The sequence below is a fragment of the Micromonospora sp. WMMD737 genome (assembly GCF_049179055.1).
Classification (GTDB): domain Bacteria; phylum Actinomycetota; class Actinomycetes; order Mycobacteriales; family Micromonosporaceae; genus Micromonospora; species Micromonospora reichwaldensis.
In genome coordinates, this window is sequence record NZ_JBMHMH010000001.1 from 6,071,743 (window position 1) to 6,085,477 (window position 13,735).

Genomic DNA, 13,735 nt, shown 5'->3' on the forward strand with positions numbered 1-13,735 from the left:
CCCGATGCGCGTGAAATACGTCCTGTCCGAGGTACTGGTCGGACTGTGGCGCAACGTGACCATGACCATCGCGATGATCATCACGATGGCGGTCTCGCTGACCATGCTCGGCGCCAGCGGTCTCATGTACCGCCAGGTCGACGACATGAAGGACCTCTACTACAAGAACATCGAGGTCTCGATCTTCCTCACCCAGGAGGTGAGCCCTGAGCAGCGCGGCGCGTTGGAAGCCCAGCTGAAGGGCGATCCGCTGGTCAAGGAGGTCCTCTACGTCAACAAGGACGAGGCGTACAAGCGTTTCCAGGAGATGTTCCAGGACGCTCCGGACCTGCTCAGCGCCGTCAAGGCGGACAGCCTGCCCGAGTCGTTCCGGCTGAAGCTGAACAACCCGGAGCAGTACAAGAACATCTACGACCAGTACAAGGAAGTCGAGGGCGTCGACGAGATCGTCGACCAGAGCCGGCTGCTGGACAAGATCTTCGACATCCTCACCTCGATCCAGAACATCGCCCTGGCCGCCGCGATCGTGATGGCCATCGCCGCCCTGCTCCTGGTCGCCAACACGATCCAGGTGGCGGCGTACAGCAAGCGGCGTGAGGTCGCGGTCATGAAACTGGTCGGCGCGTCGAACTGGTTCATCCAGGCGCCGTTCGTACTGGAGGCCGTGGTCGCCGGCCTGATCGGCTCGTTGCTCGGCCTGGTGGCGCTCATCGCGGCCAAGTACCTGCTCTTCGACGGGTCGCTCCAGGCGCTGCAGGGCCTGCTCTCGCCGATCAGCTGGGGCGACATCCTGTTCATGTTCCCGCTGATGGCCGGCGTCGGTGGCCTGGTCAGCGCGATCACCGCCTGGGTCACGCTCCGCTTCTACCTGCGGGTCTGACGCCCGTACGGCTCGACGACGGCCCTCCCGCGCCAGGAACAAACGGCGCGGGAGGGCCGTTGCCGTTCGGGTAGCATGATCTCCGCCCCGCGGCCGGTCACGTCCGGCGCGGATCACCGGAAGGGGGTGGCGCCGATGCCACGGGAAAAGGGACGCAAGGTCGTCGCCTCCAACAAGAAGGCCCGGCACGACTACGCGATCCTCGACACCTACGAGGCGGGCATGGCGTTGACCGGCACCGAGGTCAAGTCGCTGCGGGCCGGGCGCGCGTCGCTGGTCGACGCGTTCGCCCAGGAGCGCGACGGCGAGCTCTACCTGCACGGGATGCACATCCCCGAGTACACGCAGGGCACGTGGACCAACCACGAGCCCCGGCGGACCCGCAAGCTGCTGCTCAAGCGGCTGGAGATCGACCGGCTGATCGGCAAGACCCGCGAGGGCGGCCTGACCATGGTGCCGTTGCAGGTCTACTTCTCCGACGGCTGGGCCAAGGTGGAGATCGCCCTGGCGAAGGGCAAGAAGTCGTACGACAAGCGGCAGGACCTCGCCAAGCGGGACGCGGACCGGGAGATCGCCCGGGTCGCCGGCCGGCGTGGCAAGGGCATGGACGACTGAGATGTCCGTCCTGTCCGGTTCGACGCGCCCGCCGGGGGCTCGGGATGAAACCCGTTGCGGCAGGCGTTACGCTTGTCAGTGCCGCCACATCGGCGGCCTGTCGAGGGGGTGACTGGTTTCGACTTCGTACGCAGCGACAGGGGAAGCGAGCCGAGGAAGCCGACGTCGTCTCGAGAATCGGTCGTCGGAAACCAATAAGCGCCAAGAACAATCGCGCTGACTTCGCTCTCGCCGCCTGAGGCGAGTAGTGAGTCTGTCGGCCTGGGAGCGCCTTCGACCCAGTTAGCCGGCATCAGCTAGAAGGCTGGCCAATCGGACCCGGTCGCGGGGTCCGTGCGGCGAGATCAATCAGCGACTGGGCCCGTCACACCAACTTGCTCGCGTGAGCGGTGGGGCCGAGTAGAGGCACAGCGAGCTGCGCTCGGAGAAGCCCTGACAAACCGGCGAAGGACCCGGGTTCGATTCCCGGCACCTCCACCACCAGACGATGCGCCCCGGTCCACCGGACCGGGGCGCATCGTCGTGTCGGGACCGGTCGGCTGGGGCGCCCGGTTCGCACGGGACAGCAGGGGCGGATGGGACCGATGAGGTCCGTCCCGCCTCTGGACAGGGCGGACGCGCGGGTCCACCATCGCTGTACGCGGTCAGACGCGACGCGGGAGGTGCCCATGGTCACCGGTCCGATCCAGCAGCCGCCCACCCCGCCCGGAGGGCTCCGGCCGTCCGCCGCGCGCCGGCTCCCCGGCACCCCGCCCGGGGACCTGCATCCGCTCGCCCGGGCGCTGGCCGTCGCGCCGGCCGGACCGCGCTGGCGGGAACGTTTCCTCGTGGGGCTCGGCCCCGTGCGGCGGGGCTTCACGGAGCACGTCCGGGTCACCGAGGGGCCCGCCGGCCTCTACGCCGAGGTGCTCGGCCAGGCGCCCCGGCTGGAACGTGGGGTGCGCCTGCTGGCCCGGGAGCACGTCGCCATCACCGCCGCGCTGAGCGCCCTCCAGCAGGCGGCGGAGCTGCCGGACGCCTCGCTCGACGACCTCCTCGGTCGGGCCGCGCACCTGTTACGGGCTCTGGCCCGGCACCGGCAGCGCGGCGCGGACCTGCTCTGGGAGGCGTACGAGACGGATCTCGGCGGAGAGACCTGACCAGGGGGAACCGGTGTGGGCGTACCGGCGTCCAATCCACATGCGCCGTACCGCCGCCCTGCTGGGCCTTCCGCTGTTGATGATCGTCGCCGGGTGCGCGCCGGCCGGCTCCGATCCGGCCGTCGACCCGGTCGACTCCGACCCGCGTCGCGACGCCTTCGCCCAGCGGGCCACCGAGGTGGCCGACTCGTGGCGACCGCTTCCGGCGTGGAAGTCCGGTTACGTGCCGATGCAGGACCCGACGGTGCTCGTCGGCGACCCGGGCTTCACCGGCGAGACCAAGATCGCCTTTCTCAACGGCTGGTACCGCGAGCAGGTCGACATGCCCGTCGCGCAGCCCGCCGACGGCACCATCACGTTCCCGGACGGCACGCTGACCGTCCCGCTGGTCAGCGCCGCCACCGCGTACGGGCAGCTCGACCAGGGCGATCCGCCGCCGTGCGACGGCCGCCCCAGGGACCCCGGGTCCAAGCTCCCCGGTGGCGGCCCCACCATCGAGCCGGGGCCCGACGGCCCGGTGAGCAGCAACTCGCAGACCGCCTGCGTCCCGCTGACGGTCACGGCCGTGAAGCTGGGCACCGCGCCGGTGCGCACCAGTCGGGGCGAGGCGCAGGTGCCGGCGTGGCTGTTCACCGTCGAGGAGATCACCGCGCCGGTGGCCCGGCTCGCCGTGGCGCCGCAGGCCGTCACCGCCCCGCCCGAGCCCGCCCCACCCGCCCGCCCGGCCCCGGAGGGCCTGGTCGGTGCCCAGGACGTCCAGTCCGTGAACGGCACGGAGCTGACCTGGCGGCTCGGCGTGGGCAGCTGCGACACCGGGATCACCCCGATGGTGCAGGAGCGCGACGACGTCGTGGTGGTGGGCGGCAGCGTGATCCGCGCCACCGGAGTGTGCAACGCGATGCTGAAGATGGAACCGGTCACCGCCACGCTGAAGGCGCCGCTGGGCGACCGGCCGATCCTCGACGTGCTCACCGGCGCGCCGTTGCGCCTCGCGACGCGCTGACGGGAGTTACCGGGTGGCGGCTCACAGGAGCCGGGGCACCTCGGTGCTGACCGGCACCGGGAGCACCGTCGGGCCGTCGGCGCGCAGGCCGGCGGCCAGGGCGTCGCCGAGCTGCTCCGGTGTCTCCACGACGGTGGCCGTGCAGCCGTAGCCCCGGGCGATCGCGGTGATGTCCAGCCCCGGCAGGTCCAGCCCGGGCACCCCCGGGGTGTCCTTGAAGTCGGCGAAGGCCTTCAGGATGGCGTACTGCTGATTGACCGGCACCACCACGACCAGCGGCAGGCGCAGCCGCGCGGCGGTCCAGAGCGCCTGCACCGAGTAGTGGAACGAGCCGTCCCCGATCACCGCGACCACCGGCCGCCCCCGGCCGGTGTCGCGCTGCGCGAGCGCGATGCCGACCGCCGCCGGCAGGCCGTACCCGAGGCCGCCGCTGGCCATCGTGAAGTACGACCCGGGTCGGGTGGCGCGCAGCCGGCGGCGCAGCGCCGGCAGGCTGGACGGCGACTCCTGGACCAGGATCCCGTCGGCCGGCCAGTGCCGGGCCAGGGCCGCGAAGAGGGCGTCCGGGGCCAACGGCAGCCCGTCCGCCGGCGGGGGCGGATCGGGGCGCGCCGGCGGCGCCGGCCGGTCCGCCGCCGGGAGCAGGTCGACCAGGGCGGCCAGGGCCAGCCCGGCGTCGGCGAGCAGGCTGTCGCCCACCGGCGCGCGGGCCGCCTCGTCCGGGTCGTCGGTGACGTGCAGCAGGCGGGCCCCGGCGGGCAGGTGGTCGCCCGGCACGTGCGGGTAGTAGCGGAACACCGGCGCGCCGACCACCAGCACTGTGTCGTGCCCGTCCAGCGCCTCCGAGAGCGGCCCCATCGCGAACGGGAGCACCCCCCGGAACTGCGGATGGTCCTCGGGGAAGGCGGCCCGCTCCGGCGCGGGCGCCGACCAGACCGGCGCGGCGAGCCGCTCCGCCAGCGCCACGGCGGCGGGCCAGCCCTCGGCCCGGTCCACGGCCGCGCCGAGCACCAGCGCGGGCGCGCTGCTTGCGGCCAGCACGGCGGCGAACTCGCGCAGCCGGCGCGGGTCGGGCGCGAACCGGGTCGCCACCGTCCGCACCGGCGGTGGCGGGTCGGCCGGCTGCGCCCAGTCGTCGAGGGGCAGCGAGAGGAAGACCGGCCCGGCGGGCGGCTGCACCGCCGTCGCGTACGCCCGCATCAACGCCGCCGGGACGTCCTGCGCGCGGACCGGCTCGTGGCTCCACTTCACGTACGGCTGGGGCAACTCGGTGGCCCGCCGGCTGGCCAGCCGGGGCTCGATGAGCAGCATCTCCCGGGTCTGCTGGCCGGCGGTGACGATCAGCGGGGTGCGGTTGTGCCACGCGGTGACCAGGTTGCCCATGCCGTTGCCCGTGCCGGGGGCGGTGTGCAGGTTGACGTGCGCCGCCCCGCCGGTGGCCTGCGCGTAGCCGTCCGCCATGCCGACGGCCGACGCCTCGTGCAGGGCGAGCACGTAGTGGAAGTCGTCCGGGAAGTCGCGCAGGAACGGCTCCTCGGTGGAGCCGGGGTTGCCGAAGACCGTGGTCAGGCCGAGGGCCCGGAGCAGGTCGTACGTGGTGTCGCGGACCGTAGCCATCGCCTCTGAATCTATCCGGATGACTCAGGCAACCAGGGCTTTTCGCCGCTGCTCCTCAGGGGAGTGCGAAGGGGAGGGCAATGCCGTCCAGCGCGTGCCCGCAGGCGCAGTCCCGCTCGGCCGGTAGCGCGGCGACGGCCGCCAGCAGCAGGCCCCGCAGCCGGTCGGTGTTCTCCCCGAAGACCCGGAACACCTCCTCCTGCGTCACCGCGCCGCCGCCCTCCACGCCCGCGTCGAGGTCGGTGACCAGGGCGATCGAGGAGTAGCAGAGGGCCAGCTCGCGGGCCAGCACCGCCTCCGGGTGGCCGGTCATGTTGACCACCGTGCCGCCGATCGAGGCGTACCACCGCGACTCGGCACGGGTGGAGAAGCGCGGGCCCTCGACGATCACCACCGTCCCGCCGTCCACCGCGGGCACGTCCCGCCCGGCTGCGGCGGCCAGCAGCGTACGTCGGCCCGAGGGGCAGTACGGGTCGGCGAAGGAGACGTGCACCGCGCCCCGGTCGTAGTAGGTCTGCGTCCGTCCGCTGGTGCGGTCGATCAGCTGGTCGGGCACCACGAACGTGCCCGGCCCGAGGTCCGGCCGCAGGCCGCCCACGGCGCAGGGGGCGAGCACCTGGCGTACGCCGAGGGAGCGCAGCGCCCAGAGGTTGGCCCGGTAGGGGATCAGGTGCGGCGGGTGGCGGTGGTCCCGGCCGTGGCGGGGCAGGAACGCCACCCGCCGGCCGCTGACCTCGGCGATCGTGACGGCGTCGGACGGTGGCCCGTAGGGCGTCTCCACCACGTGCTCGGTCGCGTTGTCGAGCAACGCGTAGAGCCCCGAACCGCCGATCACCGCGAGTTCCGCCGTGGGACCCATCGGCCCTCCCTCGTGTCCGCCGATCTACCGCACGTCAGACCTTAGCCACCGCCCCGGGGGCAGGCTATGGTGCCAGGCATGGCGTTCACAGCGCGGATGACACCGGTGCCCCCGGGCGTCCCGGTCCGGTCGGTCTGACGGGTGTCCGGCATGCAGGGAGAGGGGCAGGCGATCGGCGGGCGGGCGACGGGGTCGATGACCGGGCGGCTGCTGGTCGCGACGCCGGCGCTGAAGGACCCGAACTTCGACCGTACGGTGGTGCTGTTGGTGGCGCACGAGCCCGGCGGCGCCCTCGGCGTGGTGCTCAACCGGGCCACCGAGGTGCCGGTCGCCGACGTGCTCGGCGACTGGAGCGACCTGGCCCGCGACCCGGCGGTGCTCTTCGAGGGCGGCCCCGTGCAGCCCGACTCGGCGATCTGCCTGGCCCGGATGCGCCACCCGGTGCAGCGGCTCAGGGGTTTCCACCAGGTCTCCGGGGCGGTCGGCACCCTCGACCTCTCCGTCGACCCGGGGGCGCTGCGGGAGGGCATCACCGGCATCCGGGTCTTCGCCGGCTACTCCGGCTGGGGCACGGGGCAGTTGGAGCAGGAGATCGAGGACGGCTCCTGGTTCGTGCTGGACGCGCTGCCCGGCGACGCCTTCGTGGACCGGCCGGACGACCTGTGGCCGATGGTGCTGCGCCGCCAGGGCGGCATGATGGCGGCGGTCGCGCACTTCCCGCCGGACGTGGCGCTCAACTGAGCCGCGCGGGGTGGGCCCCCGCGAGATGACCATGCGGCGGGCGCTGTGTATAGTTCTCTCGTGCCCGGGTGACCGGGACGAGGCAAGGGGCCGTGGCGCAGCTGGTAGCGCACCACACTGGCAGTGTGGGGGTCAGGGGTTCGAGTCCCCTCGGCTCCACCCTTGTTTTGCAGGTCAGCGGCCTGGTCGAGAGCGATTCGACCAGGCCGCTGACCTTTCTCCGGCCGGTCAGGCGGCGCGGCGGGCGCGGCGGCGGGCCTGCATGAAGGCGGTGTCTCCGCGTACGCCGTCCCACCAGCCCCACGGAACGCCTGTCACGTACCGGCCGATCGAGGCGAAGACCGGCGCGGCGTCGGCGTCGCGGCCGGTGCGCGCCAGCCCGTACGCCAGGATGTTCGCGTCGTTCAGCCAGTCGGCGTGCCGGGTGGCCGGCTGGTGGAACCACCGGGACAGCGCGTTGTCGAGATCCGACTGCATGACCGGGTCCTGCCGCCACCGCTCGCTGACCTCACCGGCGGCGCTGCCCTGGGACGCGCGCTCCTGCTCCCACAGCGCCCACTCGGCGGCGGCCTGTACCGGCAGCACGTGCAGCGGGGACCCCGCGGGCGCCGCGGCGGCGACCGACCGGGCGAAGTCGAACATCGCCTCGTGCGAGCCGCTCCACTTCCGGCAGTGGTAGGTCAGCTTGAGCATGTGCCCCTCCCGATGCCAGGGGTCGCGCCGGGTCAGCTCACGCCACGTCTCCTTGACGTCCTCCCGGGGCGTGCTCTGGCCGATCATCAGGTCCAACAGGTTCACGTACGGCGTGGGATCCTCGGGGGCGAGCCGCATCGCCAGATCGTTCACCTGCCGGGCCAGTTGCAGCAGGCGGTGGAACTCGGTCCACTGCGCCGGGCGGACGCTGGCGGCCCAGTCCCCGCCGCGCACCTCCCAGGCCCGTGCCACCAGGGACCGGGCACGTACGAGTTGCGCATCCGGACTGGTGGGCGTGCGCGCCGCCCAGCGGTCGGTCCAGGCGGCCGAGGTGTCGACCCGGCCGGTCGCGGGGTCGACCCGGGAGCCCAGCCCACCGGCGGTCGACTCGGCCATGACTCGGACGTACCGCGCCCGACGGTCGTGGTCACCCCGGGTGGCAGCCAGAGCCTTCCGGGCGGATTCGGTGTCGGAGCCGTACCGCGCCTGCGTGCACGCCTCGCGCAGCACGGCGTCGTCCTGGGCCGGGTTCGTATCGATCTGGCGGGTGAGCAGCCGCCACACGGTCGAGATCACAATCCTGGATGGTAGGCGTCGGCTGGTGTCCTCCTCGGGCCCGGACCTGGTCCCCTCAGGAATAGGGGTCCTGTCGCACAAGTGAGGCGTTGTCGCCCACCGGGCCTTCTGTCACGATCGCCCCACTGGAGGCCTTTCCCCCGCCGGGTGGTTGGGCCCGATCCCGCGCGGCCAGCGAAGGAGCCGATGGTGGACCACCCCCACGCGTTGACAGCCGAGCAACTGGACCAGTTCCGGCGCGACGGGCACCTCATCCTGCGGGGCGTGCTCCCGACCGGGACGCTGGACGCGCTGCACGGCTCGTTCAGCCGCGTCGTGGACCACCTCGCCCGGCAGTGGCAGGAGCGCGGGGTGATCACGGAGACCTTCGCGGACCTGCCGTACGACCAGCGCTACCTGCGCCTGATCGAGTCCAGCCAGGTCCGCGTACCGGCCGCCTGGCGGCGGATCCTGGTGGGCCGGCCGGTGTACGACCTGTGGCGCACCCCCGAGCTGCTCGGCCCGGTGCGCAGCCTGATCGGCGACGAGGTCTACGCGCACGGCGTCTGGAACGCCCGGCCGCGCGACCCCCACGGCCGCACCCAGCAGGTCGCCTGGCACCAGGACGCCTACTACTACAAGGGGTGGGACGCCTCGATCGGGCCGCTGCTGTCGGTGTGGATCCCGCTGGTGCCCGTCGACGAGGACACCGCCTGCCTCCAGTTCGTCACCGGCTCGCACACCCGGGGCTGGATCTCCCGCGACCGCCTGCCCAACGGGGAGTACGGCACGTCGGACGAGGCCGTCGGGGACGGCCCCGTCAGCACCGCCCGGATGGAGCCCGGCGACGTGGTGATCTTCACGGACACCACGCTGCACCGCTCGACGCCCAACGTGTCGGACCGCATCCGGTGGAACATCGACATCCGGTTCGCCCCGGCGGTCGACGAGGTGGTCCGGAACTCGCCGCGCGGCTACCGCTGCTTCAGCGCCGCCGACCCGGCACAGGTCGAGTCGTTCGAGACCTGGGCCGGCCGGTACCGGTACGAGCCGGAGGACCTGCTGACGGAGCTGACGAACTTCGAGGAGGGCTACGACCTCGACGTGCTCAGGGCGTTCTCCCGGGCGTCGCCGTACGCCGACATCTACTGACCAGAGTTCACGGGAAGCCCCGGCGTGGGGACGGTATCTCGCCGATCCGCCCGAGCCGGGCTTCTGCGTTTCTGCCCGGGTCGCCACCTGCCGCAGATGGTCCGGTAGGTCGGACCTGCGCTCCGGCCGGGTGGGCTCCAGCGCGGGACAGGCTGCCCACAGTAGGAGGGCACTCCACCCTCCGCCCGTGCGGAAGTTCCGGCGGTCGTGCCGGCGGCGGAGTGATCCGGTGGGCCCTACCTCTCTCGCGGTCAAGCATGGCTGGAGGAGTTCTTGAGTCTGGCGGAACCATCTGTGAAGAGGAGGCAGGCACTGTCGCTGAAGCAGATCGGTCCTTCAGGAAGGCATTCATGCGACGCAGCCGCACCAGGGTCGCCGTACGGCCCCTGCCCACCATCCTCGCCATGGTCCTCGCTCCGGCACTTCTCGGCGCCGGCGTCGTCACGGCACCCAGCATGGCCAGTGCCGGGGAAAACCCGAATCCAGCTCGAATCACCGATGCCTCGTGGTGGCTCATGGAGGAGCTGATCAAGCTCGAACCAGGCTCCGAAAACGGCGGGATCTACGCCCCCAAGTCGGGCTATCACAACACCCGCGCAGCCAATGACCCAAGTAACTACTCCGTCCGAGACAGCGAGGACCAGGGCGGCCCGTCGGACAAGGCTGCCGCCTACGACTGGACCTTCCCGGAAGCGCAGAGCCTGGAGCTGTTGGCCGACGGGGCCGGCCCGAATCCAGATCTTCACCTGCCCTCGGGCGACCTGGCTGCCACCTCGGACTACAGCAACATCGCCCGTTACTCCAGCCGCCTCATGGCCTCGGGCAAGGATTCGAGCGATCCGCGTCTGGACGGATGGCGGGAGTTCTACGGGCAGACCGACACCGACGACACGGTGGAGGGCTGGGACTTCCGGTACGACGTCGCGGTGTCGTCCGACCCGTCTCATCTGTGGCACATCCACCTCAGCGAGGACCGGAACAAGGTCACGAGCTTCGACAACAAAGAGGCCCTGCTCAGCGTACTCCGCGGAGAAACCGTCGAGCAGTGGCGGAACGGAGTTGCCGGTTCGTCGGATGACGTGTCGCGGGACGGGGTGGTGGTGTCGTCCACCGGCCGGGTGTCGGTGTACGTGGTGCGGGCTGACGGCGACGTCTGGGGTCGCAGTCAGGGAACCGCGGGTGGCACGTTCAACCCGTGGCAGCGGTTGTCGACCGGGGGCGGGTTCGCTGGTCGGGTGGCGGTGTTGCGTGATGACGATGATCGGGTGGCGTTGTATGTACGGCGTGGCGAGGCGATCTACGGGACCAGCCAGCGTGAGACGGGTGGGGCGTTCAGCGCGTGGATCGCGATCGGTTCCGGCTCTCCGGCGGTGACAGGGGATCCGCGGGCGGTGTACGCGAGTCAGGGCAGGATCGCGATCTACGCCACGACCAGTGGTGGGGATGTGGCCGGCGTGACGCAGACCCAGGCCGGTGGCGGGTTCGGTTCGTGGCAGCAGTTGACCACCGGTGGCGGGTACGCGGGCAAGCCGACGGCGTTGGTCGACGCCCAGCAGCGGGTGGCGTTGTACGTGCGGCGCAACGGCACGGTCTACGGGGCCAGTCAGAGCGCGCCGAACGGGCCGTTCGGTGGGTGGAATGCGAGGGGTACCGGTGGGTCGGGGATCGCCAGCGATCCCACCGCCGTGCACGCCGTCGGGGGGCGGATCGCGATCTACGCGACCAGCACGAGCGGCAACGTGGTCGGAGTCAACCAGACCACCGCTGGTGGCGGGTTCGGTGCCTGGCAGGTCCTCACCACGACCGGCGGGTACGCGGGCGTCCCGGCCGTGCTCGTCGACGACGACAGTCGGGTGGCGATCTATGCCCGCCGTGGTGAGACCATCTACGGTGCCAGTCAGCCCCGGGCTGGCGGTGTGTTCGGCACCTGGGCCGCTCGTGGTACGGACAGTCCGGTGATCACCGGCGATCCGACCGCCGTCTACGCCGTCGGCCGACGTATCGCCATCTACGCAGCCTCCACCGGTGACACGCTCGGCGGCGTCAACCAGGTGGAAGCCGGCGGTACCTTCGGCAGATGGAGCGTCCTCTGACGTAGGGGATCGAGGCCCAGTCCGAATCGGGTAGGTCGTGAGCGGGACGCTCACGACCTACCCGTGTGGAGGGGTCAGAGCTGATCAGGGATGACTCAGAATCCGCTGTGGACGCGGCACCCCGGTCCGGCGACCGCGCCGCGGTGAGGGCCCCGCTAGGCGCACGTCGTCTCCGGCGACGCGCCGGACGTTTTCACGTCCGTGCCGGCGCGGTCCCCGGTGCGCCACCTTGGGCGGCCCGGTTTCCGGAACAACACCGGTGGGCGTTGTCAGCTCCGGTATGGGCATCTCCAGGTTCAGCTCACTGGCCCGCACGGTGGTCGCCGCCCACGGCGCGCACCCGGCAGCCAGCTACGCCGCCGGATCGCTCAGTATCCTCGTCCGAAGGCGCGCGTCGACGGGCAGACCCGCGCCGGCTGCCGGGTGGGTGGCGCGCCGTCGTCCCGCGCTGCGTCGAGCAGCAGCCTCCAGCCGGCAACCGCCCGTGCGACGACTGCGCGCGCGGGCGGACCCTCGCCGGACGCCCGCTCGCGGCTGTAGATGCGTACCAGGTCGGGCAGGCGGTAGCGGGCCTGTCCGACCTCGTCGATCCGGACGAGATCCACCAGACATGCGTCGACCAGCCCCTCCATCACACGCTCGGCCTCAGCGGCCGACACGCCCATCGCGGCGGCCAAGATCCACGAGGGAAATTCGCCGACACCGAGCTGAGCGGAGACCCCGAGCGCGGCGCGCTGCTGCCGGTCCAGGTGACGGTAGCTGCGGTGGATGCTGCCGCGGACATTCTGGTCGCCGGCGCTGAGCTCGTCGAGACGCAGCCGCTCATCGGCCAACCGGTCGGCCAGCAGCCGTACAGGCCACGGCTCTCGACTGGCGAGCCGGGAGCCGGCGATTCGGAGGGCGAGCGGTAACCCGCTGCACATTCGTAGCACCTGCTGGACCGCCTCCGGCTCGGCGGTGGCCCGTCGTGGGCCGATCAGCGAGGCGAGGAGGGCCCGGGCGTCGACGTCCGGCATCGCGTCGAGTTCGGTGACGCGGCACCCCGCGAGGCCGGTGAGGCGGCGGCGGGCGGTCACCAGGACGCCACACGTGGCCGTTCCGGGTAGGAGAGGACGGATCTGCCGTTCGTCGCGGGCGTCGTCGAGTACGACGAGCATCCGCCGGCCGGCGAGCAGGGTGCGGTACCGCGCGGCCCGCTCGACGGTGCTGGCCGGCAGGCGGTCGTCGGCCGGGGCGAGGGCCCGGAGGAAGCGACCCAGGATCGTGAAGGGTTCGGCGGGCGCGTCGTCGAGGCCACGCAGGTCCGCGTAGAGCTGGCCGTCCCCGTACCGCGTGGTGACCATGTGCGCGACGTGCGCGGCCAGGGCGGTCTTTCCCGACCCCGCGGGACCGACCACCAGCTGTACCAGTGCCTGCCGGCCGGCGGGGCTCCGGGTGAGCGCCGTGGTCAGCTGCGTCGCCTCGATGGCACGCCCGGTGAAGTCAGCCGGGGCGGCCGGCAGCTGGGCGGGCACGTGGGCTGGCGGTCCGTGGTGGCGCGCCCCGCCCGGCGGCGGCTCGTCCCATCGGCTCGGCGCGGCTGTGGGCTCGCTTCCGGAGCCGCCGCGCAGGATACGTGTGTGGAGCGTCCGCAGCCCGGTTCCCGGTTCGACGCCGAACTCCTCCACCAGGTTCCGACGGCCGTCCCGATAGACGGTCAACGCCTCGGACTGCCGCCCCAGGCCGTACAGAGCGGTCATGAGCTGCCCACGCAGCCGTTCCCGGAACGGATGGCGTCGGACGAGGTCCATCAGTTCGGCGGCCACGTCGGACAGTTGGTCGAGCGCGAGGTCCGCGCCGATGCGTTCCTCCACCGCGGTGAGCCGCAGCTCTTCGAGACGGGCTGCCTCACCGCTGAGAAGGTCGCTGTCGACGCCGCCGAGAGCGGGACCGCGCCAGTGTGCCAGGGCCCGGCGTAGAAGGCCGGCGGCCTCGTCGTTCCGACCTTCGCCGGTTGCCTGCCGCGCCGCGCCGAGCAGCTCCTCGAAGACGTCGCGGTCGAGCATGCCGGGAGCGAGACGCAGGGCGTATCCGGGGGGCGTGGTGGTGATGCTCGCCCTGCCTGCCAGGGGCCTGAGAAGCTGGCGGAGGCCCGACACGTACGTCTGCAGGATGGCCCGGGCCCGGCTCGGTGGACGCGGTCCCCAAAGCACCTCGAACAGGCGCTCCGTGGGCACCACCTGGCCGTGGTGAACGAGCAGCGCGGCGAGCAGAGTGCGCGGCTTCGTTCCGCCGAGGGGTACCCCCTGGCCATCGAGGCGCATCTCCACTGGTCCCAGGACGTTGAACTCCAAGTCGCTCTCCCCCGTTTCGCCGCAGTCGTCCGGGCAGGGGAGATCGCGACCGCGA

Annotated in this window: 10 protein-coding genes, 1 tRNA gene, 1 other RNA gene and 1 pseudogene; 9 read left to right on the forward strand and 4 right to left on the reverse strand. The window is 72.0% G+C overall.

Going from position 1 to position 13,735, the window contains the following annotated elements:
• Positions 1-4 precede the first annotated feature (4 nt).
• The 5 genes from ftsX to ACN27A_RS27105 all read left to right on the forward strand — a co-directional run bounded on the left by ftsX (position 5) and on the right by ACN27A_RS27105 (position 3,637).
• Positions 5-880 (forward strand): permease-like cell division protein FtsX, encoded by an 876-nt coding sequence (gene ftsX, locus ACN27A_RS27085; RefSeq protein WP_421457367.1) that lies wholly within the window; start codon positions 5-7, stop codon positions 878-880.
• 135 nt (positions 881-1,015) lie between these two features.
• Positions 1,016-1,495 (forward strand): SsrA-binding protein SmpB, encoded by a 480-nt coding sequence (smpB, locus tag ACN27A_RS27090; protein WP_132233612.1) that lies wholly within the window; start codon positions 1,016-1,018, stop codon positions 1,493-1,495.
• A 104-nt stretch (positions 1,496-1,599) separates the two neighbouring features.
• Positions 1,600-1,975: a transfer-messenger RNA gene (gene ssrA / locus ACN27A_RS27095) on the forward strand.
• Positions 1,976-2,163: 188 nt separating this feature from the next.
• The gene (locus ACN27A_RS27100) at positions 2,164-2,634 is read left to right on the forward strand and encodes a hypothetical protein (RefSeq protein WP_421457368.1); all 471 of its coding nucleotides are present in this window, start codon (positions 2,164-2,166) and stop codon (positions 2,632-2,634) included.
• A gap of 40 nt (positions 2,635-2,674) precedes the next feature.
• Entirely contained in the window at positions 2,675-3,637 is a 963-nt protein-coding gene (locus ACN27A_RS27105; protein WP_421457369.1) for a hypothetical protein, read from the forward strand.
• Positions 3,638-3,658: 21 nt separating this feature from the next.
• Here ACN27A_RS27105 and mdlC read toward each other — a convergent pair whose 3' ends face one another.
• Both mdlC and ACN27A_RS27115 read right to left on the reverse strand, forming a co-directional pair.
• Positions 3,659-5,254: a benzoylformate decarboxylase gene (gene mdlC, locus ACN27A_RS27110; RefSeq protein WP_421457370.1), complete on the reverse strand. Its 1,596-nt coding sequence runs from the start codon at positions 5,252-5,254 to the stop codon at positions 3,659-3,661.
• 55 nt (positions 5,255-5,309) lie between these two features.
• Positions 5,310-6,113, reverse strand: a complete 804-nt coding sequence (locus ACN27A_RS27115) for an S-methyl-5'-thioadenosine phosphorylase (protein ID WP_421457371.1) — start codon at positions 6,111-6,113, stop codon at positions 5,310-5,312.
• Between the two features lie 150 nt (positions 6,114-6,263).
• On the opposite strand from ACN27A_RS27115, the gene ACN27A_RS27120 reads away from it, so the two are divergent.
• On the forward strand, positions 6,264-6,854 hold the full coding sequence (locus tag ACN27A_RS27120; RefSeq protein ID WP_421457372.1) for a YqgE/AlgH family protein: 591 nt from the start codon (positions 6,264-6,266) through the stop codon (positions 6,852-6,854).
• Positions 6,855-6,940: 86 nt separating this feature from the next.
• A tRNA-Ala gene (locus ACN27A_RS27125) sits at positions 6,941-7,013 on the forward strand.
• Positions 7,014-7,082: 69 nt separating this feature from the next.
• On the opposite strand, the gene ACN27A_RS27130 is transcribed toward ACN27A_RS27125, so the two are convergent.
• Positions 7,083-8,123, reverse strand: a complete 1,041-nt coding sequence (locus tag ACN27A_RS27130) for a DUF4034 domain-containing protein (protein WP_421457373.1) — start codon at positions 8,121-8,123, stop codon at positions 7,083-7,085.
• 189 nt (positions 8,124-8,312) lie between these two features.
• On the opposite strand from ACN27A_RS27130, the gene ACN27A_RS27135 reads away from it, so the two are divergent.
• Positions 8,313-9,254: a phytanoyl-CoA dioxygenase family protein gene (locus ACN27A_RS27135; protein ID WP_421457374.1), complete on the forward strand. Its 942-nt coding sequence runs from the start codon at positions 8,313-8,315 to the stop codon at positions 9,252-9,254.
• 404 nt (positions 9,255-9,658) lie between these two features.
• A pseudogene (locus ACN27A_RS27140) lies at positions 9,659-10,306 on the forward strand (hypothetical protein); the annotation flags it as partial.
• A gap of 1,409 nt (positions 10,307-11,715) precedes the next feature.
• On the opposite strand, the gene ACN27A_RS27145 reads toward ACN27A_RS27140, so the two are convergent.
• Complete coding sequence (locus ACN27A_RS27145) at positions 11,716-13,680, reverse strand: BTAD domain-containing putative transcriptional regulator (protein WP_421457375.1); 1,965 nt, start codon at positions 13,678-13,680, stop codon at positions 11,716-11,718.
• Between the last annotated feature and the right edge of the window lie 55 nt (positions 13,681-13,735).